General features: G+C 60.8%; 12 protein-coding genes and 1 pseudogene. 12 read left to right on the top strand and 1 reads right to left on the bottom strand.

What is annotated here, in order from left to right; translation table 11 throughout:
- Positions 1-119 precede the first annotated feature (119 nt).
- The gene (locus tag A9Q02_RS19735; RefSeq protein ID WP_245860762.1) at positions 120-1,613 is read right to left on the bottom strand and encodes a B12-binding domain-containing radical SAM protein; all 1,494 of its coding nucleotides are present in this window, start codon (positions 1,611-1,613) and stop codon (positions 120-122) included.
- Between the two features lie 160 nt (positions 1,614-1,773).
- Here A9Q02_RS19735 and A9Q02_RS19730 point away from each other — a divergent pair, with 160 nt between their 5' ends.
- The 12 genes and pseudogenes from A9Q02_RS19730 to A9Q02_RS19675 all read left to right on the top strand — a co-directional run.
- Positions 1,774-2,931, top strand: a complete 1,158-nt coding sequence (locus A9Q02_RS19730; RefSeq protein ID WP_141509081.1) for an SH3 domain-containing protein — start codon at positions 1,774-1,776, stop codon at positions 2,929-2,931.
- A 316-nt stretch (positions 2,932-3,247) separates the two neighbouring features.
- Positions 3,248-4,018, top strand: a complete 771-nt coding sequence (locus A9Q02_RS19725) for a dolichyl-phosphate beta-glucosyltransferase (RefSeq protein WP_097654790.1) — start codon at positions 3,248-3,250, stop codon at positions 4,016-4,018.
- 49 nt (positions 4,019-4,067) lie between these two features.
- A complete protein-coding gene (locus A9Q02_RS19720; RefSeq protein WP_097654789.1) occupies positions 4,068-5,303 on the top strand; it encodes a glycosyltransferase in 1,236 nt (411 codons plus the stop codon).
- Between the two features lie 21 nt (positions 5,304-5,324).
- Complete coding sequence (locus tag A9Q02_RS19715) at positions 5,325-5,654, top strand: STAS domain-containing protein (RefSeq protein WP_097654788.1); 330 nt, start codon at positions 5,325-5,327, stop codon at positions 5,652-5,654.
- Positions 5,655-5,734: 80 nt separating this feature from the next.
- On the top strand, positions 5,735-7,063 hold the full coding sequence (locus A9Q02_RS19710) for a PP2C family protein-serine/threonine phosphatase (RefSeq protein ID WP_172451181.1): 1,329 nt from the start codon (positions 5,735-5,737) through the stop codon (positions 7,061-7,063).
- The gene (locus tag A9Q02_RS19705) at positions 7,060-7,491 is read left to right on the top strand and encodes an ATP-binding protein (RefSeq protein WP_172451179.1); all 432 of its coding nucleotides are present in this window, start codon (positions 7,060-7,062) and stop codon (positions 7,489-7,491) included. Before A9Q02_RS19710 ends, A9Q02_RS19705 begins: the two co-directional genes overlap by 4 nt.
- 12 nt (positions 7,492-7,503) lie before the next feature.
- Entirely contained in the window at positions 7,504-7,842 is a 339-nt protein-coding gene (locus tag A9Q02_RS19700; protein ID WP_172451177.1) for an STAS domain-containing protein, read from the top strand.
- 24 nt (positions 7,843-7,866) lie between these two features.
- Entirely contained in the window at positions 7,867-8,247 is a 381-nt protein-coding gene (locus A9Q02_RS19695; protein WP_097654784.1) for a response regulator, read from the top strand.
- 149 nt (positions 8,248-8,396) lie between these two features.
- Positions 8,397-9,704 (top strand): oligosaccharide flippase family protein, encoded by a 1,308-nt coding sequence (locus A9Q02_RS19690; RefSeq protein ID WP_097654783.1) that lies wholly within the window; start codon positions 8,397-8,399, stop codon positions 9,702-9,704.
- A gap of 9 nt (positions 9,705-9,713) precedes the next feature.
- Positions 9,714-11,465: a hypothetical protein gene (locus A9Q02_RS19685; RefSeq protein WP_097654782.1), complete on the top strand. Its 1,752-nt coding sequence runs from the start codon at positions 9,714-9,716 to the stop codon at positions 11,463-11,465.
- Between the two features lie 4 nt (positions 11,466-11,469).
- Positions 11,470-14,445, top strand: coding sequence for an interleukin-like EMT inducer domain-containing protein (locus A9Q02_RS19680; RefSeq protein ID WP_097654781.1), 2,976 nt, complete (start codon positions 11,470-11,472; stop codon positions 14,443-14,445).
- Positions 14,445-20,360: pseudogene (locus A9Q02_RS19675) on the top strand (FG-GAP-like repeat-containing protein); the annotation flags it as partial. The gene A9Q02_RS19680 and the pseudogene A9Q02_RS19675, both read left to right, overlap by 1 nt.
- Between the last annotated feature and the right edge of the window lie 307 nt (positions 20,361-20,667).

The raw sequence follows: 20,667 nt of genomic DNA, 5'->3' as shown, positions 1-20,667 counted from the left end.
TTTCAAGCACACGAGGACACCCGACGGCAGAGATGCTTCGCTGCGCTCAGGAAGACACGATCGCGAAGAGCGCGAAAACGTACTTTACAGAAACCTCATCACGGCAACGGCAATCGGCCTCAATCGGCGGTCACTTCACGCTCGTTGGCAACTGGCTCGGCGATATAGCGCGTCTGTTGCAACGGGCGGCGCAAGCCGCTCTTGACGCTGACAATTTGATCTTGCAGATTGCGCCGAAAGAGAATGCTGGTGACCAGATTGACGAGTTTGTTGCGGTTGAAGGCCACTCGCGTGACGATGGCAGGCCAGGCATACATGCCGAGGAAGTGAGTGAGATAACGCAACTGGTATTCCAGCGGATCATAGTTATCACACCGCACCACCAGATTGTGCGCCGTATACTTGTCCCAATCCTCATCAACAATCAGCCCCTTCTCTTTATACTCACGGTAGAGTTGGGTCCCCGGGTAGGGCGTGATAATCGAGTAGATCGGCATCATGAGCCGATTGGCCCGCACAAAATCCTCGGTCGCCTGCATATCTTCGTAGGTATCAATGGCCGGGTTGGTCATAAAGTTGCCCTGAATATTCAGGCCAGCTTTGCGGCAACTGGTAATAATCTCGGCATACCGCTGGGCCGAATTGGTGCGCCCTTTGTTGTAGGCCTTGAGCGTCGCCTGGTTCACCGACTCGAAACCCACCAGGGCCATCAGACAACCGGCCCGCACGAGCAAATCGACGGTTTTGGGATCTTCGAGAAAGTTAATGCTGATAAAACTACTAAACTTGATCTCGCACTCAGCCAGGATCTCGAGGATCTCCCAGGTGCGCTGTTTATTGACCCCCAGGTTTTCGTCGGTAAACATAAACCAGGGCGTCTTGCCATACCTGCTTGGCTTGAAGAAGACCCGTTTGGCCTCTTCGATCTGGGCACGGATCGTCTCGGGCGATTGGATCCGGTAGAGGCGCCCGGTAAAATTGGGCGTAACACAGAACGCGCAGGTATAGGGGCAACCGCGGGTCATATAAATCGGGATTGATTTGCGGGCATCAACCTGTTCCCGTTTGCTTGCAGCAAAAATTCGTGCATAATGAAGGGGAGGAACTTCATTCACCGGAGGAAAGTCACTCGCATCATACCGGGGCCGCAAACAACCATCGGCGACATCCTGCAAGACGTGCGACCACAGGTGCTCGGCTTCACCACAGACAATGGCATCAGCATGGGGCTTGGCCTCGGCATAATTGAACGAGACATGCACCCCACCGAGCACGACGGGAATACCACGCTGACGGAACTGATCCGCAATGGCATACGCCCGATTGACATTCATCGTACGGGTGGTAATGCCAACCAGATCGTACGATTGATTGAAATCAATGGGATCGCCAAATAACTCATCAACGAGTTCGAGCGTATGTTGAGGCGGCGTAATACTTACCAGCACCCCGATCGCCATTGAAAAGAGCGCCTTCTGGCTGCTTGCTTCTTCTTTGTGGCCTTTGGGGGTGATGAGCAAAATCCGCAGTGGGCGCAGATCTTCGGACGGACGGAGGATTGGACGGTCAGACGGAACAAGGGCAATTGCGCCCTGATTAGCTCCTTGGCTCACAGGGGCCTCCTCACAATGACTTGACACGATCTTGCGCCATTATAACGCGGCTGTACTTATATGTACAGAGGTTCCGGGCCAAAACTGGTGATTTAACAACAATGTTGCGAGGCTTTGCGTGTAAAGGTGTGGGTTTCCGCACCTAAAGGCAAGCATAAATATGTCTATAGACGAGAATCCTTCCGGGCCGTTGGAATTGTTGGCGTCGGCCCGTGATAAATACACCCTGGCGATGGCGCGGGTACGCCACAGCCCCCCCGAACTGGCCTTGCTCAGTTTGCATGGGAGCCTTGAAGATGCCCTGCGGTCGTATGCACTACGGTTATCGTTACCCGAGGCACGTGCCCCCTTTGGGCAATTGCTTGAGGCGATGAAGGCGCTGCCCCAGGCAGCGTTGAGCCCGGCTGAAGCCGAGGGCATCAGACGCATGCACCGCCTGCGCGCCCGCGTTGCGCAGGGTGAGGCACTTGCGCTGACGGGGGAAACGATCGCGACCTATCATCGCTTGGTGGCCCGGTTGTTGCAGCGCTATGGCATTGTCGTTGTGGCGCCTGGTGATGAAGTGAATGCCACGCACGCGCTCGGGCTTGAAGCGCTTGCAGCCGAAGAGCCACGCGCAACCATCCCGCTGCACGCCGTACCAGGGGCAAAAGGAGCACGCCCACCCGAACCCAGGCCACCTTTATCAAACGCATCCGGACGTTCGCCCCAACAACCTACGGGCGAACCACCACAGCGCCCGCTTCGCCCTGGTCAACCGAGTAGTGCGACGAGCGAACTGCCCATCGCCCGCGAACTACGTGCGCAGCGCGGGCCGAGCTATGCGAACCTTGAGCGGGCCGAGCAGTTGGCCGATTTCTGGGCACGCTGGCAAGGTTGGATGTTGCCAATCATCATTATTCTCAGTATCTTTCTGGTTGGTTTTGTGATCTCGATCAGTCTCCAGCAAATTCGCACCAGCCAGCCTCTGGTACCGGTGACAGCGAATGTCCTGGTAGCGACTGCCACCCTTGAGTCTGTGGCAACCATGGCAACCGAGGCAGAGCCAGCCACTGACCCGCCTGCGGAACCACCCTTACCTTCGGTTGATGGACTGACGATTGGGCGCACCGTCTATGTGCGTGCTGATGCCGGAGCGCTCAACCTGCGGTTGAGGCCCGGCATCAGTGGCAATAATGAGGTTCAGACGATCCTTATGCCAGGGACGGCGGCCGAGATTATTGCCGGCCCGGTCGAGCTTGATGGCTACACCTGGTGGCAAGTGCGCGTGGCGGGCAACGAAGGCTGGTGCGCCGGGCAATTCCTCGAAGTCCGCTGAGGATCACAACTGAAGGCACTGCATCATTGATCGCGGCTACGCCGCGATCAATGATGCAGTGCCTTCACACATGATTTAGGACTGCTATATTTCACGAACTATCACACGACACTTTTAAAATAAAGATAAGATACGAGCTACCAGCATATGCTTTGCCATAGTACTATTATTCTTAGATGCACATAGTACCTAGAAGTATCTAACAATATGCCCTATGGCTTCTATACAAAATATGGGTTTTTGCTATACTACAATGAAAAGGAAGTGATTGACGCAGTGTGATCTTTGTTATCTGAAAACACTGGAGCACGACACTATGACCTATGCCGACTATGCCACCTGGAAAACCACGCCAATCAGCGAGGAACCCTACCTCTCCATCGTGATCCCAGCCTACAACGAAGAGGAGCGGATCATTCCGACGATTGGGGCAATCGCTTCGTACGTGACTGGTCTGGGATTGCCCTGGGAGTTAATCATCGCCGATGACGGCTCACGGGATCAGACCGTTGCCCTGGTCGAGAGCCTAGAGATGGTCAACCTGCGCCTACTCCGTGCCGAGCGGAACGGCGGGAAAGGCAGCGCAGTGCGCCGGGGGGTTCTGGAGGCACGGGGACGATACATCCTCTTTGACGACGCCGATAATTCAACGCCCATCGAGGAACTCCCCAAGCTGTTGAGGAAACTCGACCAGGAGGGCTACGACGTCGCGGTTGGGTCGCGTGCGGTCGGCGGTACCGAAGAGGCCCACAAGAATCTGCTGCGGCGTACCCTCAGCGGAGGGCTACGCTGGATTGTTCGTCACTTCTTCCGCATCGGGGTGCGCGACACCCAGTGTGGCTTCAAGCTCTTCACGCGTGAGGCGGCACATCGACTCTACGCAGCGCAGACGATCGACGGCTTCTCATTCGACCTAGAAATTCTTTACCTGGCTGACCGCATCGGCTACAAAATTGCCGAGGTGCCAGTCACATGGATCGACGCCCCCGGCTCCAAGGTGGACACCTCCCGCGAGGTTCAGCGCTTCCTGCGCGACCTTGTACGCATCAAGTGGAACGATCTGCGCGGCGTCTACGCGCAAGCCTAAGCCACACGACGGGTGCTCACCGTGTCAGCCGTAGCAACACAGGAACGCCATGCGCATCGCCATCGTCACACCCTACCCGCCCAGTGCCGGCTCGCTCAACGAGTATGCCTTCCACTTCATCCGCTTCTTGCGCCAGAAGCCCGAGGTCAAAGAAATCTTCGTGCTGACCGACGAACTGCCCGGCGACCAGGCGTACCCCGCCGACACCGACTGGCAGCCCGGCACGGCTACGCTGCGCATCGTGCCCTGTTGGCGGTTTGGGGCGCTTGACAACGCCCTGCGTATCGCACGCACAGCCCGCTCGCTTGCGCCGGATATTGTGCTCTTCAACATCCAGTTCGCCTCGTTCGGCCGATCCAAACCGTCCGCCGCCCTGGGCTTGCTCGCGCCGATGATGGTGCGCGCCGCTGGCCTTGCCACCATTGTCCTGTTGCACAATATTATGGAGACGGTGGATCTGAAGAGCGCAGGGTTTGGGGGCAACCCGCTGGTCGAGGGTGTAATCAGAGCCTTCGGCACGGTGAGCACACGGATCCTGTTGCGTGCCGACCTGCTCGCGGTGACGATCCCACGTTATGTCGAAATCCTCGAAAAGAAGTACGGGGTAAGCAATGTGCTGCTTGCGCCCCATGGTGCATTTGACGAAGCACCACCGCCGACGTTCGACGCGCCTCCGGGTCCGTTGCAAATCATGACCTTTGGCAAATTCGGCACCTACAAAAAGATCGAGCCGCTGGTCGTAGCGTTCCGCCTGCTGCAAAAGGTTCGGCAGGATCTTGAGCTCGTTATCGCCGGCACTGACAGCCCAAACGCCCCCGGCTATCTCGAGGGTGTACGTCAGGCGAACGCCGACCTGCAAGGGCTGCGCTTTACCGGTTATGTCGCCGAGGAAGACGTGCCGCGGATCTTCCAAGACGCAAGCGTGGTGGTCTTCCCGTACACCAGCACCACAGGGAGTTCGGGGGTGCTGCACCAGGCTGGCAATTACGGGCGTGCGGTCGTACTGCCACAGCTAGGAGATCTGGCCGAACTGATCGCTGAAGAGGGCTACACCGGCGAGTTCTTTACACCAGACGACCCGCAGAGCCTGGCCGACGCCATGACCAGGCTGCTCGACGACCCAGAACGTCGGCGTGCCATGGGGACACAGAACTATCTCGCCGCCTGCGGCCTGCCGATGGCCGAGGTGGTTGAGTGGTACCTCATCCACGCCGCAAACATTCTTGCGATCCGCGCCGCACGTGGTCAAACCTCTGGTAAGCTCCCTACGTTTGGTCACCGCTAATCCCGAAGAAAGAGATACGTTATGGCTCTCACCACGCGCACCGTCGGCAACGTGACTGTACTAGAGCTTACCGGACGCTTCGACGCACACATGGCACCTGCCCTTCTGGAATGGTACGGGAAGCTACGGACAGCTCAAGTTGTAGTCAATCTGGCGGGGGTGAATTTCATCGACTCGAGTGCGCTCGCGGCGCTGACCGGGGGCATGAAACGCTGCCGCCAGCAGAAAGGAGACCTGAAGCTTTGCGCACTCCAGCAACCCGTCCAGGTCATTTTTGAACTGACCCGCATGAATCGGGCGTTTGAAATCTTTCCCAGCGAGACCGAGGCGATCGCATCCTTTACCCATTGAAGGGGTGCATGCAAGGCCGAACATCTACCCTGAGACCGTCCCGACGGCACCTTCTTCTTGGAAACATTCAGGTCATACGTATGGACACAGCGCAAGCTCGCGACGAAGCGACAGCAGGCCCTAATGGTCAGGCCAACCGAGAGGCGAGCTTGCGTGACCAACTGCGCCAGCAAAAGCGTGAGATCGAGGAACTGGCGGGCCAACTGGTTGAAACCCAGGATCTTCTGCTGGCGATGTACGACCTTTCGCAGGCGACACGCAATCACCTGGGCCTCGGCGAAACCTTGCGCCACCTCGCCAACGAGGCGACCCGTTTGGTATGTGTCGAGGGTGCGATCCTGTGCGTAGGCCCGACGATTGTGCATCACCCTACGGCGCTCATTGACGACCTCAGCCTGTTCAACCACCTGGAGATCGTGGAACAGCGCGGCACCGACCTGATCCTCAACACTCCCCAGGCGACCCTACCCACTGGTATCACGAATCTCTGCTTTCTGCCGATCAACCTTCAAGGGAGGCTGAAAGCAACGCTTGTGCTCATCAATCATGAAGGAAACTTCACCGCACCGGATCTCAAGCTCGGACGGGCCATTGCCGAGCAGGCAGGGGCGCACATCGATCACGCCCTGCTCTACCAGGAGACCCTCGATCAAACAAGACTCCAGGCCGAGATGGATGTCGCACGGCGGGTGCAACTCCAACTGCTGCCGCAAGCGCGGCCCGACGTGCCAACGCTCGATATCTACGCTGATTCGCGGCCAGCGCTGCAGGTAGGCGGGGACTTCTACGACTTCGTGAGCGAACCAGAACGGCCGCTGCTGCTGTTGCTGGGCGACGTGGCAGGTAAAGGGGTGTCGGCAGCGATGATCATGGGTCTTGTTCGCACGGCGACCCGCAGTGCCGCACGCTTTATGTCGGATCCGACCCCGGCCAGAGTGTTGAGCCGCACCAACAACGATCTGTACGACGACCTGACCCTGCTCGACTCGTTCATCACCGCGTTCATCGCTCAGTACGTACCCGAGCAAGCGCTGATGCACTACGCCAACGCCGGACACGCACCGGTGATCTACCGGCCCCCGAACGGGCGAGCACAGCTTGTTGAAAGCGATGGGATCCCGCTTGGCGTGCTGCCGATGACGCTGAGCGAAGACTACACGCTCGATTTTACCGCGGGGGCGCTGCTCGTCGTCACGACTGACGGCTTTAGCGAGGCCCGCGACCCCAAAGGGATCATGTTCGGGTACGAACGACTGCTCGAGCTGGTAGATGAATTTGCCGACCAGCCAGCCCAGGTGATCGCCTATGGTCTGTACAACGCCATCGATAGTTTCACAGCCGGACAACCACAGGAAGACGACCAAACCCTCATTATCATTAAAGGACTCGGGAAGGGTGGCGCATCGTGAACTTGCAAGCTGACGACCTGAGGCTCGACCTCCCAGCGACGAACAAATATCTCAATGTGCTGGGGGCGTGCCTTGACGCCTTCATTGCACGCATCGAGGCGGTCGAAGACGCCCGCATTACGGCCTACAACATCGAGCTTGCGGTCAACGAGATCGTCGCCAACATCATCAGGCACGCGTATGCCGAGCACCCTGGAGGGCGTGTCAGTATCGTAATCCGGCTGATTCAGGAACCTGAGCCGCGCCGACTCTTGATCGAGTTGAGCGATACCGGCATGGCCTTTGACCCTGACACCGTGGCCGAGCCAGATCTGGATGAGATCCAGATCCACGGCTACGGCCTGTTCCTAGCGCGCAGCCTGATGGATGCCGTCTCCTACATACGACGGCAGGATCGCAACGAGTGGAGCCTCACCAAGTATCTGTAGGAGCGAATGGCTATGAACCTCAACCTGAAGGAGCACATCGTCCGGACCGTCGTCGTGGCCCCCACTGAGCGGATCGACGCCTTTAGTGCACCTGGCTTGCGCGCCGCGCTTGACCAGCAACTCGCCGACGGGGCCAAGCGCTTCGTTCTCGACCTCTCGAACGTCCCCTTCCTCGACAGCGCGGGCATGGCCGTGCTGGTGAGCTTGCTGAAGCGGGCACGCGAACGTGGCGGTGATGTACGGCTGGTCTGGCCAACTGAAGAGGCAGCTCGCCGCATCATCAAGCTCACGAAGTTCGACCGGGTCTTCTCGATGGCCGACACAGCCGAGGCAGCGCTGGCCGACTTCTAATATACACAGGGAGAGCAGGAGACCATGGCAAAAATCCTTGTCGTCGATGACTCATCCGTGACGCGCCATCTGCTCAGCTACACCCTGACGCACAAAGGCCACCATGTGATCGCCCTGGCCTGTGGGAACGAGGCCCTAGAGTTGCTGACGACTGAGGCTGTCGATATGGTAATCGCGGATCTCGAGATGCCGATAATGGACGGCATCACTTTGCTGAAACACATCCGGAGCAGCGAGCGTACATTCGCGATCCAGTTACTCATGCTCACCGCCAGCAGCAATGAGCAGGATCGCGAGGACGCCCAGGCTGCCGGGGCCAACGGGTTCCTAACCAAACCCGCCAGTTCACGGGATCTGGTCGCGGCAGTCGAGCGGTTGCTCCACCACAGCCACAGTGCGCTCTAGAGTTCGACAGGCTCAGCCTCCGTCCGTGCGCAACGCCCATCGTCCGCCGTTGGCTGAGCTTGTCGAAGCCAATACCAAGAGCAGAAAACTTAAGTTACACACTACCCATGCTCATAGGCTGAGCACCCTAGCTGCACACTGGAGGTCTTATGTCGCTCCCATCGCTTCTCCATCGTCTCCGTGAGCGCGTGCCGCAGAGTCTGACTGGGGGTGCTATGCTCCTGGTGAGCGCCACGGTCGTCAATCTCGGCAACTACATCTACAACCTGATCCTGGGGCGCTGGCTGGGCCCGGCGGCGTTCGCCGATGCCAATCTGATCGTGACGCTGTTCCTGGTGATCACCTTTGTGACGGTGGCGCTCCAGACAACGACGGCAAAGTTTGCGGCGATGTACAGCGCGTCCGAGCGCCCAACAGCAAGTGCCGAGCTACGGCGCTGGCTCGAACGAGGGGCATGGCTCAGCGGGTTGGGGGGTCTCTTGATCTTCGCCGTTGGCGCACCATTCTGGCAGGCTTTCTTCCACACGGAATCGGCCTGGCCGTTCGTAATGTTCGCCCTGGGCGTGCCATTCTATTTTATGCTCGGGGTTGAACGGGGCATGCTGCAAGGCGAAACGCGCTTTGGCGTGCTTTCGCTGAGTTACCAGGCCGAGATGTGGTCGCGCCTGGTGATCGGCATCGCACTGGTCGCGCTCGGCTGGTCGGTGCTGGGGGCGACTGGTGGCCTGACGCTGTCGCTGGTCGTCGCCTGGCTGATCGCACGCAAGAGCGTGCCGTCAACACCGAGCGGCGAACCGCTGACGGCCAGCGAGCGCACAACGATTATCCGCTTTGCAGTGCCGGTCGTTGCGGCGCTGATCGGGCAGATTCTGATCAACAACAGCGACGTGCTGATCGTCAAGCGCTTTTTCGATGCCAACGAGGCGGGGCTCTACGCGGCCGTGGCGCTGATCGGGCGCATTGTCTTCTTCGCGACATGGTCGGTCGTCACCGTGCTCTTCCCGATCGTGGCGCAGCGCCACCACCGCGGCGAGGCGCACCGCTACCTGCTCTATGCGGGGTTGGGGATGGTACTGGTCATCTCGGCGCCGATCGTGGCGGCGACGATCTTCTTTCCCGAGTTGATCGTGGGCCTGCTTTTCGGTGCAGAGTATTTGAGCGTGGCACCGCTGCTCGGCGGCTACGCGCTGGCGACAACCTTCTACGCCCTGTCGAATGTGGTCATCAGCTATCGGCTCTCGCTCGATAACGGAGGAGGCAGCATGCTCGGCCTGGCCGGTGGGATGGCGCAGGTGCTAGCGCTCTTGCTCTTCCACCGGGATTTGAACGAGGTCATGCTGGTGCAGATCTATGTCAAGGGAGGCCTGTTCTTCGCCCTTGTCGCCTGGGATATCTGGCTGCTGCTACGACAACACCATGTGCGTCCAACCCTTGCCAGCGGCCCAACCGCAGATTGAAGGTACGTGATGGCTCATCTGCTTACGACCCTACGCACATTTCGTTCGCGGCAAAAGATCCGTCTCTCCTGGCTGATCATGGCTGTGGTTCTCTGCGGGGTTCTTGGGATCGGCGGACTGCTCGCGCTACGTATCCTCCGTTCGACAGCGCCGGCCGAAATCCTCCCCGGGCAAACCCTTGCCAACGACATCGCGGCGGCAGTTGCCCGCGGTACAGGCGTACAGACATCAACGGGTGCTTATGTGCCCGGTGATCGGCTCATCCTTTTTACACGCCTCGACGAGGCCGAATTAACGCGTGTGCGCACCTGGGCGATCGTTCAACTGGAACCCTTCACCAAGCGGTTGGACGCCATGCCGTCGCACGAGACGCTGACCTGGGTAATCGAGTATGGGCCGCCCCCTGCCGAGCAGGAGGTATTGATCGTACCCCTGCACCGTGCCGAAAGCCCCGCCGCGTACACATACATCAGTGCGTCGCCCGCACTGATGGCTGCGCCGAAGACTGCGTCGACGGCTGCCCCGGCCCCGCCGATCAACCCACCCGCGCCGGTGCCAACGGCAGCACCCGTCGCCACGGCACCTGAGGTAGCACCGGTCATGCCGGCGGTGAATCCGGCGATCACGACGGTACTTGCCCCCGGGCGAGTCACGCCCCTGCTTACAAGCACCTTCGAGCGCGAGGGTCAGACTGAGACGCTGTGGCGGTCACTCGCTGGCGACTGGGTGATGACCAACGGGGTCTATACGCAACGTAACGCTGATGGCTACGACTTTCTTAGCCTGGTCGACCTGCCGCCACAGGCCCACTACAGCTTCGAGACTCGCTTACGTCTGGATCGTGGCTCGATGGGTGGTGGGATTATCTATAACGTCCCCGATCTAACCAGACGCAATGGTGGACAACTCGTTGATTTCGACGAGAGCGGGACTTTCCTGCGGTGGGGTCACTACGACGCTGCGGGCAGTTACCTCTACGATGGGGGCATCGCCCTTGACCCAGGCATCGGCGATGGGCAATGGCACACGCTGCGCGTCGTCACCCATGGGGCAACTAGCACGATCTGGTTTGATGAGCGTGAAATCGCTCAGATCAGCAACCTCAGTGTGGCGGGGCATGTCGGGCTCTCGACCTCGCAGGCGCAGGTCTCGTTTGATGATGTGGCAGTGCTTGCGCTGCCCGAAGGGGTCGTCGCGCCACCACGCACAGTGAGTAGTCCGGTGCGTACATCCATGGTCAGCCTGATTGACGACTTCGATGACGGCGACGCCAAAGGTTGGCAGGTACTGAATGGCACCTGGCAGAACCTGGAGGGCACCTACCGGCAGACGAGCACCAGCGGTGCCGATCTAAGCAGCGTCTCGCTGTTCCAGGGTGAGAACTACACGGCCACAATTCGGCTGAAGCGCCTCGACGGGTCGATGGGTGGCGGGTTGATCTTCAACATGGCCCGCCGCGACAGCAAGACAAACAGCCAGATCGTCAACTATACCCAGGATGGCAAGGCTCTGCAGTGGGGTCACTTTGACGAGGGTGGGAACTTCGTCTTCGAGGGCAGCGCCGAGGTACCTGATGGGGGCGATGATGCGTGGCACACGCTCGTGCTTGGGATTGCCGACGGCAAACTCACGATCATGCTTGATGGTGAGTTGATTGCAAGCGAGGTTAAACTCACCTACACCAGTGGGTACGTGGGCTTATTGGCAAGCAATAGCAGTGTCGCCTTTGACGATGTAGCGTTTGTGTCCAAGGAGGAGTAACAACGTGAAGAGCAAACTTCTCCGACGACTGTTGCCAGACCTGCTGGCGACACTACTGCTCATCGTCCTGCCCCTGCTGGTCTTCTGGCAAGTCTGGGCTCCCAACCCCGCCGACCGTGTACTCTTTGGCGGCGACATTCTGATGGGTGCCTACCCAACACGGGTCTTCGTCCACCGCATGTTCGAGGCGGGCATGGTACCGCTCTGGAACCCGTACCAACTCGGTGGGATGCCGCTGCTCGGCGATGTGCAGGTGGCAGCCTACTATCTGCCAAACCTGGTGCTCGACTGGGCCTTCCGCGGGAGCGAGGTGAGCTTTCTCGGCTTCGAATTACTGGTGATCGCACACTATGCCATGGGCGGGTTGTTCTTCTACGCCTACCTGCGTGGCCTCGGGGTGATCCCGGCGGCAGCCCTAATTGGCGCGATTGGCTTCGAGTTTAATGGCTTCTTCATCGGGCACCGGGGCCACTACAGCATGCTGGCGGTCGTGGTCTGGCTGCCTGCTGTACTCTTCTTGCTTGACCGCAGTTGGCATGCATTGCGCCCCACCAGAGCCATCGCCTGGGCGGTTCTCGCGGGTTTGCCCCTGAGCCAACTAGTGATGGCTGGTCACCCGCAGGCGACGCTCTACTGCGCCATCACCATCGTGGCCTACGCTGGCTTTCGCTGGGTAGGCGATCTGCGACGGCCAGCATCCGGGAACTGGCAGCGGCTGCGTGTGCCTGCGCTCTTTATCCTCACCGGCGTCTTGGCCGCCACGATCGCCGGCATTGCGCTGCTGCCTGCCGCAGAAGTGCTGAGTCGCTCGCGACGTGGCGAGCCTTCGTTTAGCTTTGCCGTTCAGCACTCGCTTATGCCGCGCAACCTGATCACCCTGCTCATCCCCGAGTTCCTGAACTGGAGCGCTACCGAGTATCGGATCTACGCTGGCATCCTCACCCTCGCGCTAGCGGCGACGGCATGGCTTGTGCCGGATCATGGTCGACCTGAGCGACGTTTCTTTACGGTCGCGGCGGTCGCGGCACTGGTCGTGGCGCTCGGTGGGTTCACGACGGTCGAAGGACTGGCCTACCGCTTTATCCCCGGGCTTTCGTCGGTGCGGGTCAGCGCCCGAGCATTCTACATCGCCAACGTGAGCCTCTGTGTGCTGGCGGCCTTTGGGGCCGAGAGTCTGCTGCAAGGGCTGCGTGAAGGAGAACGCGCACGCCTCCAGAGCCTCGTGCGTGGCCTGGGTTTCATGCTGGCCGGGGCGCTGGTGTTTGCAGCGATCGGCTACGCCCTGTTGATCGGAAATTATCGTCCGGTCGGTGAGGAGTTTTACTTCGCCGAGAGTCTCTTTAACCGCGAGCCCTCGGCAGACACCTACACGCTACTGACACAGACCGCCAATGCTTACGTGCTCTTTCTGGTGTTCCTGGCACTCACCATAGGCTTGTTGTGGGCACACAGCGCCGGGCGCCTCGGCGGACGAAGCTTGGCGATCGCCCTTGCCACGGTGATGTTTCTCGACGTGGCGACCTTCGCGCCATATCACGACACGATCAAGGCGGACCCGGACACGGCGCGCTTTACCGTGCGTGAGTACACTGCGACGATGCTCGACGCACCCTGGAAGATCGCCGACCAGGAAGAGTTGATCGCAGCGGCGGCAGGCCTCCCCGATGGAGTGCGCATCGACAACTCTGCCGAAGTGCTGCCCGACAACTACAGCCAAGTCTACCGCACCGCCTTTGCCACTGGCTACAACGTGCTCGATATGCAAGAGCGGTTCGTGCTACAAACCGAGTGGCCCTACCTGAGCGACGCCGTGCGCCGCGATCTGCTGAATGTCGGTTACATCCTGACCCTACCCGATACGCCTGATCCACCCGAGGAGGGCGCAACGGTGGTACTAGAGAATAGCCAGGGCACGCTGTGGCAACGGGCCACGCAGCCGAGCTACGCCCGTTTCAGCACCAGCCTGCGCCCTGCTGAAACACTGATCACGCTGAACGGTCTGCTTAACCGGCCTGGCATAGGCGTCGGCCAGCAACCCGCCGTGACCATGGATGATGGGACACTCCACGCGACCCTGCGCCAGTTGTGGCCCGAGGCGCTCGACGAGCAACTCTACGTCATTGGGACAACAGGCATACGCAGCCCGGTGGATCTCAGCGTCCTGGCAGGCGGGCCAATCAAGTACAGTGCGGTCATCGTGGATGGCGTAACCGTTACGCCGGAACAGCGGGGCATTGTCTATGCCCTGATCGACCCTGTGAGCGGCGCTGTGCTCAACACGGGTAGTTTCGACACCTATCAATCAAGCGCAGAGAGTGATCTGCTCGCCGCCATGCTGAACACAGCACCCGTCGGCACTATCGTCGCACTTGCCACCTACGACGAGGGCATCACCAACCTGAATGCAGCTGCACGCACGGCGCTTGCAGACTTTGGTGCCGCCGAGAACCTCGAGGGCCAGATCGGGGCAGCATATGGGTTGATTGGGGTCAAGGGCAGCATGGCCGGCACAGCGCTTGAACAGATTGGCCAGGAGCCGCTCACCCTCGATGTAGGCGTAGGGGCGCTACAACCCCAACCCGAGGCCAACGTGACGACGCGCATGCTGACCTACCAACCTGATCGCATCAGCCTGCTCGTGCAGAACGACGTGCGGGGCCTGTTGATGATCAACGAGACCGTCTTCCCGGGCTGGCAAGCCTATGTTGACGGCCTACCGGCACCCACCTTGCGCGCCGAAGGCTTGCTGCGTGCCGTCATCCTAGCCCCAACCCTGGAGGGCAGGCCACACGAAGTCACCTTTGTCTACCAGCCGCTAAGCGCTCGCCTGGGTGGGGCGATCTCGCTCGTCGGCCTAGCCCTCGCCGTCGGCATGCTCGTAGCAATGGCCGTGGCTGAGGTACCCCGGTTGGCCTGGCTGCCGCAGCGACGCCCGTCATTGGCGCTGCCCCGTCCCGAACCTGCCGTAGGTGAGGGGTGATGATATGGAGCAAAGCAATGTCTCCCACTCGCATCTTCCGTCTTGCCCTGGTGGCGCTGGCACTGCTGGCGTTGCTACCGTCCAAACCCATGCGTGCCGCCACGCTCGAGGCCATTGGTGCCGCGCCAGATTTGACGATCAGCCAGACGATCAGTGACGAGCCGCTACTCGGCGGTCAGGTGAGCTACACCATTACGCTGCGCAACCCTGCGCCAACGCCCGTGGCTGACCGTGGCTACAACCTATCCATCACCGATACGCTGCCCCTGGGCCTCAGCTTTATTGCCGCCGATCCGGCCCCTTCGCAGGTGGCAGCTCAGGCTGACGGCACGACCCTGCTGATCTGGGATAACCTGGCCGACCTCGAAGCGGGCGAGACTCTCGCATTGAGCGTGAGCGCCAGGCTCGATGCGAGTCTGACACTTGGCATGGCGTTTACGAATATGGTTACCGCTAGGCTCAATAGCATGCCCGATAACAGTGGTGCCTGGATCAACGCGACCTCCTCCCTGACAGCGCAGCCTCAGGCGCTTGATCTCGAAGCGAGGGTTGCTCAGTCGAGCAGCGGGCATCAGGTGAGCGGGGCCGGTGAACTGGTCGCAGCACCAGGGGCACGCGCCGGGGCCGACTGGCCCTATCGCTACCACTTAACCCTGCGTAACAATCAGGTCGGTACGACAACCGCGGTGAGTGTCACCGCGCTTTTGCCAGCGGGAGTAGCGTATCTTGGCAACCCGACCATAAGCCCGAATCCGACTAGTGCCACCGTCACACCCACGCTCACGCTGCAGGAGGATGGTTCACTCGTCTTGCGGTGGGCGATTGGTACGCTGACCACAGCCCAATATGATGCCCCGATCAGCATCAGCTTTGACGCGGCAGTGCCATACGCCTACCGAACGGGAGCCGACACTGCTGCGGCAACTGGCCCCTTCGCTGGACCAATGCAGGGCGCACCGATTCCTGAAGATACGGTGCTCGCCCTTGGCTACGAGGCCCACGGCATCTACAACGGCCTCGCCAATGGTGACGGTACCCAGACGACCCCTGATGATGATGCACCCATCACGATTACCGCCGACTATCTGACTGTCAACAAAACGGTCGCACCCAGAACGGTCGGCATCGGCACGAGGGTCAGCTTTGATCTGACCGTCTATATTGCCGAGTATTACCAAGCCACCGATGTGCTGCTCACCGATGTGCTGCCCGATGGGATGAGCTACGTGGAGGGCAGTGCCTCGCAAACGCCATTCGCGGTGCAACCAAACACCCCCGGCCCAGGCCAGACGACCTTGATCTGGGCAATCGACCGCGCCTTGACCGGCCCTGGGGCCACAGTTGGACTCAGCTTTGAGGCCGAGGTTGATCCCATCTACGAGGCAGCCCCCTACACCGGTCAGCCCGTGGTTTCGGCGGATCGTCTGACCAACGTGGTTATCCTGACCGGGAGTTGGATCGATATGAGTGAGCCAACACGGGTAGGTGCCGCCTCACCCGACGAGGCCAGGGCAACCGTGACAACTCAGATGCCCTCGTTGGACAAACGTGTCTGGCGGGTCGATCAAGAGACGTGGGGCAACGAGGCGAGCGGGTTTACCGGTGATACATTGCGCTTCCGGCTGCGCTACGCCAGTGCGTCCAATGTTGATGCGCGTGCGATCATCATCCGTGATTTCTTGCCGCGTGGCATGCGCTATGTGTCAGGGAGTGCCAGCCACAGCGTTACGGGAAGTTTCAGCAGCAGCCCAGATTGTGCAAGCGCCCCAACGACACCAACGATCGGCACCCTCGGTGGCTTGGACTATCTGGAGTGGCGGCTCTGCAATGCCGCCCGCGGGGCCACCTGGGAGGCGACGATCGAAGCGCGCCTCGGGGCGATGCCCGATCTTCAGCCCGACTGGTTGGTCGCCAACTTTGGCAAACTGACCGGCCAAGGCACGCGCACGCCGGCCTACAGCCTGCGTGGCAGCACCACGATCGCGTACCTCGCGCCCGAACTGATGCTCACCAAGAGCGCCAATCCATCGGTTGGGCTGAGCGGTGGCAGCGAAGTGAGTTATACGATCACGGTCGTCAACAACGGCCCGGTCAGTGCCTACAATCTTGTCGTGACTGACCAGGTGCCGGCGGATCTGCTGGTGGCCGCCAGCGGCGGCAGCGCCAGTCCGCTGCCAAGCAGCTACGCCACAACCAGCGGCAATCCCGCTGCCGGGCAGGGCGGGGTACTCACCTGGAGCGCGGTGGCGAGTCTGGCCCCTGGGGCAACGCAGACGTTCCGCTATACGGCAACCGTGCCTAATGGCCTGGCTGCGGGTGCTGAGATGACAAACCTGGCGAGTGTGAGCTATAACAGTCGTGCGGATAGCGCTGGACACCAATGGGCCGCGACGGCGGATCCCGATGAGGGCAATACCGACGACGAGACGGTCTACCTACGTGGCGTGACGCTGAGCATGGTGGTCACGCCCAACCCGCTGCGTCCAGGCGATACCGCAACCTGGACGATCACCGGCAACGTCCCGGCAGGTGTTGTGGCCTACTGGCCGAGCCTCCAGGCCAATAGCCTGCCCCAGGGCTTCACCTACCTACGCACCACCGCAATCGAGGGCGTAACCCTCGTCAATGACCCGAGCCGCCACCCGCAAAACCCGCTCGCCGATGGGCAACGCGAGGTGCGCTGGTTCTTGAATACCATCGACAACTCGCTGGGGAGCAGTGCTGCGATCTTCACGATCAGCTTTGAGACGCTCTTTAACGGCTATAGGCCCGGCAACCCCAACACGCTGTATTACACCAACAACGCCATTCGCAGCAATGGCACGACCAGCGCCTATGTCGGATGGTACGATACTGCGGCCGGCTATCAGGGCACGGGCGGCGGCTACCACGGTTTCGAGACAACGAGGACAACCCGGCGGAGCCCACGAGCGCAGGCCACGGCCACCCTGGTGCAACCCGCGCTGGTGCTAAGTGCCGGAACCGACCGAACGGTAATCGGGGCCAACGAGAACGTCACGTTGCGGCTGCAGGTACGCAATCAGGGCTTCAGCCCCGGCTACGATATCAGACTCGAACAGCTTCTCCCCGCCGGCCTGACGTTTGTCAGCACTCAGTCGAGCGTGGTAAGCCTGCCGACAAATTGGAGCGGTGCGACACCAGTGATCACAGAGCTCAATACCCTTGGGGCAACGGCGCTGAGCTACGAGCTCGATCTGCTGCCAAACGGTGCCATCTGGACGACCCTGCTTGTGGCGCAAGCTGACGCAGGCATTGCTGCCGATCTGACGCTGACTGCGCAGGCAAGCTTGCCGGTCTACAGCTCGCAACCCGGTGTGCCCGGCGATATCGATGGGGATACGATCCCGGACGAACGAGTCTATCGAGGCAACGTAGCAACCGTGGCACTCGCAACGCCAGGTTCGACGCTCGGCAAAACCGTCACGCTCGACGATGGCGAATTGACCTACGGTGGTACCCTGGTTTATACACTCACCCTTCCCGCCACGCCGATCAACGCGACGCTCTACACAGCCGTCGTGACCGACCCGGTCAATCTGGGCCTGACGATCACTGGCGTCAGTGCCGGCACCATCAGCGGTACCGTGGTGAGTGGTGCCCTCGGCACAATCCCACCGGGCGAACAGCGGACAGTGACGATCAATGCGCGCTTGCCCGAGGCCAGCCTTGCCCGTGACGGCGACGCCGTGCCGAACCAGGCAAGCTATACCACCGCGCACAGTGGACTGCGGACGAGCAACCCGGTGGCGAGCACTGTGCGGGTGCCAGCCCTGGTTGTTTATGCAGCTGCTGATCGGGCCGAAGTCGAGCAAGGCGATCAGGTGAGTTATCTCGTCACTGTCGCGAATGTGGGCAGCGGGCGGGCCGAAGCGTTGACACTGGCCCCAAGTCTGCCGGCGAACATACGCTTTGTCGCCGGTTCGGCAAGGCTCAATGGCGCACCGCTGGCCGATCCCTCGGGTACGCCCTCGGCCTGGAGTCTACCTGATCTTCAGGGCAGCACACTCCTCACCATCACGTTTGATGCCGAGATCACAAGCGCTGAAGCAGGCGTGGGCTACCCGGCCAAGTTCCAGGCCACAGGGCAGGATCTTCGTGGGCAACCCATCCCGGCCGATAACAGCGCCCGCGTCGCAGCCGACGATGATGCTGACGATCAAGCCACGGCATCAGTTTATGGTCCACTGACCTGGACGACCGAGCGCAGCATCGTCGCGTTTGAGGATCTCAAGAAGTTTGATTGGTCTGATTGGGACTACAATGACTTTCTGGTGCGCATCACGATCCGGCGCGGTACGCTTCCCTCGAACGATCTGGCGGCGGTGGAATTGCACTACGAAGCCCTGGCACGCGGGGCTGGCTTCCTGAACCATGCGTTCAACCACCGCTTGCCTCTGACCGAAGGCGGCTGGTATACCCTGCGCGTAGACGACCCAGAAGGCACGGCGGTGCGCACGGAACATGCCGGTTTCAACCGTGATGACCCAACGGTTATGATCTTTGCCAACACGCGTGTGGCCCTGCCGCAGCCAACGCCAACCATGGAACAGACCAATACCCGGATTGACCAGCAAGGCGTCATTGCAGGGCACGCGGCGACGCTAACGGTCGTGTTGAACGATCCCACCGCGAACCCGCTCGATGGTCTGCGACCATTGCCATGGGATCCCTACCTGCACGTCCTGGAGACCGGGCAGACGATTCACCTGGTACAACCGGGGCGGCTCGACAATACGCAAACCGTGAGCAACCGGTTTGATCGCACGGCGCCGCTGATCGGCTACGATCTGCCGCTGGCGCGCAGCTTCCCCGAGGAATGGCGCTGGCCGCAGGAGTTTGCTGGCATCTGGCGTGGCTATCCTGGCTTCGTGCAACACATCGCGAGCGGTGGCACAACAGGCTTGGACTGGTTCTCACTGGCCCGCGCCGATATGGCATGGCTCTGGCCTGGCGCGATCCCCCGCCCAAATCTGGCGGCAATCAACGCCGCTGAGACCGAGCCGGACTCGCGCTACTTCGCCGCACCCATTACCGCCGATCTGACCGGTGATGGCAGGCCCGAGATCATCATTGGGAACCTGCTGGCGAACCGAATTGAGGTGTACGATGCGAGGCTGCGACCGCTCGCCGGTTGGCCCCAGGCGCTCGGCGGCGGTGTGCGTGCAGCAGCGGCGGTGGCCGATCTGGACGGCGATGGGCACCTCGAGGTGCTTGTTGGTGCCGAGGATGGCCGCCTCTATGCCTGGCATCATGACGGCACGCCCCTGGCGGGCTGGCCGATCAGCGTCGGGGTCGAGCTTGACCGAACCTATCGTATCCTGGCAACCCCAGCGGTTGGCGACCTCGACGGCGATGAGCAACCCGAGGTTGTGGTACCACTCTCGGATGGGCGACTCTATGCCTTCAATGCCGACGGTAGCCCGCGCCCTGGCTGGCCCGTGAGCATTGGCGAGGTTCGCGACGCCTACGCAAGCCAGATCCTCAATAGCTCGCCGCGCATCCACGATCTTGATGGCGACGGTAGCCCCGAGATCGTTGTTGGTTCGACCAATGGTACAGTGTACGCCTTTCACGCTGATGGGAGCCTCAACTGGACGTTTGCCACCGATGATATGATCCTGGCGACGCCGATGGTGGCCGATTTCAATCCGACGCGGCCAGGGTACGAGGTGGCGATCGGCTCTGGCGACGGCTACGTCTATCTGCTCGGTGCCGATGGGACACGACTCTGGCGGCGCTCGACGGGCTGGACGGTGCGCTCTTCGGTGGTTGCGGCCGATGTGGATGGTGATGGCGATCTCGAACTTGTCGTTGGCAGCGATGATGATAAGCTCTGGATCTGGCATCACGATGGATCGCGGCTGGCAGGTTGGCCGCAAGCGACAGGCGCTGATATTTTCGGTACGCCTGCAGTTGGCGACATTGACGGCGATGGCATTGCCGAAATACTCGTCGGAAGTGACGACGCGCACGTCTACGCCTGGCATCGTGATGGTCAGGCCGTCGCTGGTTGGCCGCGAGCAATGACGTTTGCGGTGAAGGGTGCGCCGGCGCTCGCAAACTTTGATGCCGATCCTGCCTTGGAGGTCGTGAGCGCTGATATGGGTGGGGTGTTACGCTTGTGGGGCGGCCCGGGGATGCGCGAGATGCTTGCCCCGACCTCGGCCATTATCGGGGCTGGCCTCGGTGATGCGGTTGGCC

Source organism: Candidatus Chloroploca asiatica, from assembly GCF_002532075.1.
In the GTDB taxonomy this organism is placed as follows: domain Bacteria; phylum Chloroflexota; class Chloroflexia; order Chloroflexales; family Chloroflexaceae; genus Chloroploca; species Chloroploca asiatica.
The sequence above is the reverse complement of the archived record's forward strand: the minus strand, read 5'-3'. Positions and strand labels throughout refer to the sequence as shown.

What these genes read in the sequence shown, in the direction of transcription:
- A9Q02_RS19730 (WP_141509081.1), top strand. Translation starts at nt 1,774, where the DNA reads ATGTCTATAGACGAGAATCCTTCCGGGCCGTTGGAATTGTTGGCGTCG.
- A9Q02_RS19725 (WP_097654790.1), top strand. Translation starts at nt 3,248, where the DNA reads ATGACCTATGCCGACTATGCCACCTGGAAAACCACGCCAATCAGCGAG.
- A9Q02_RS19720 (WP_097654789.1), top strand. Translation starts at nt 4,068, where the DNA reads ATGCGCATCGCCATCGTCACACCCTACCCGCCCAGTGCCGGCTCGCTC.
- A9Q02_RS19715 (WP_097654788.1), top strand. Translation starts at nt 5,325, where the DNA reads ATGGCTCTCACCACGCGCACCGTCGGCAACGTGACTGTACTAGAGCTT.
- A9Q02_RS19710 (WP_172451181.1), top strand. Translation starts at nt 5,735, where the DNA reads ATGGACACAGCGCAAGCTCGCGACGAAGCGACAGCAGGCCCTAATGGT.
- A9Q02_RS19700 (WP_172451177.1), top strand. Translation starts at nt 7,504, where the DNA reads ATGAACCTCAACCTGAAGGAGCACATCGTCCGGACCGTCGTCGTGGCC.
- A9Q02_RS19695 (WP_097654784.1), top strand. Translation starts at nt 7,867, where the DNA reads ATGGCAAAAATCCTTGTCGTCGATGACTCATCCGTGACGCGCCATCTG.
- A9Q02_RS19690 (WP_097654783.1), top strand. Translation starts at nt 8,397, where the DNA reads ATGTCGCTCCCATCGCTTCTCCATCGTCTCCGTGAGCGCGTGCCGCAG.
- A9Q02_RS19685 (WP_097654782.1), top strand. Translation starts at nt 9,714, where the DNA reads ATGGCTCATCTGCTTACGACCCTACGCACATTTCGTTCGCGGCAAAAG.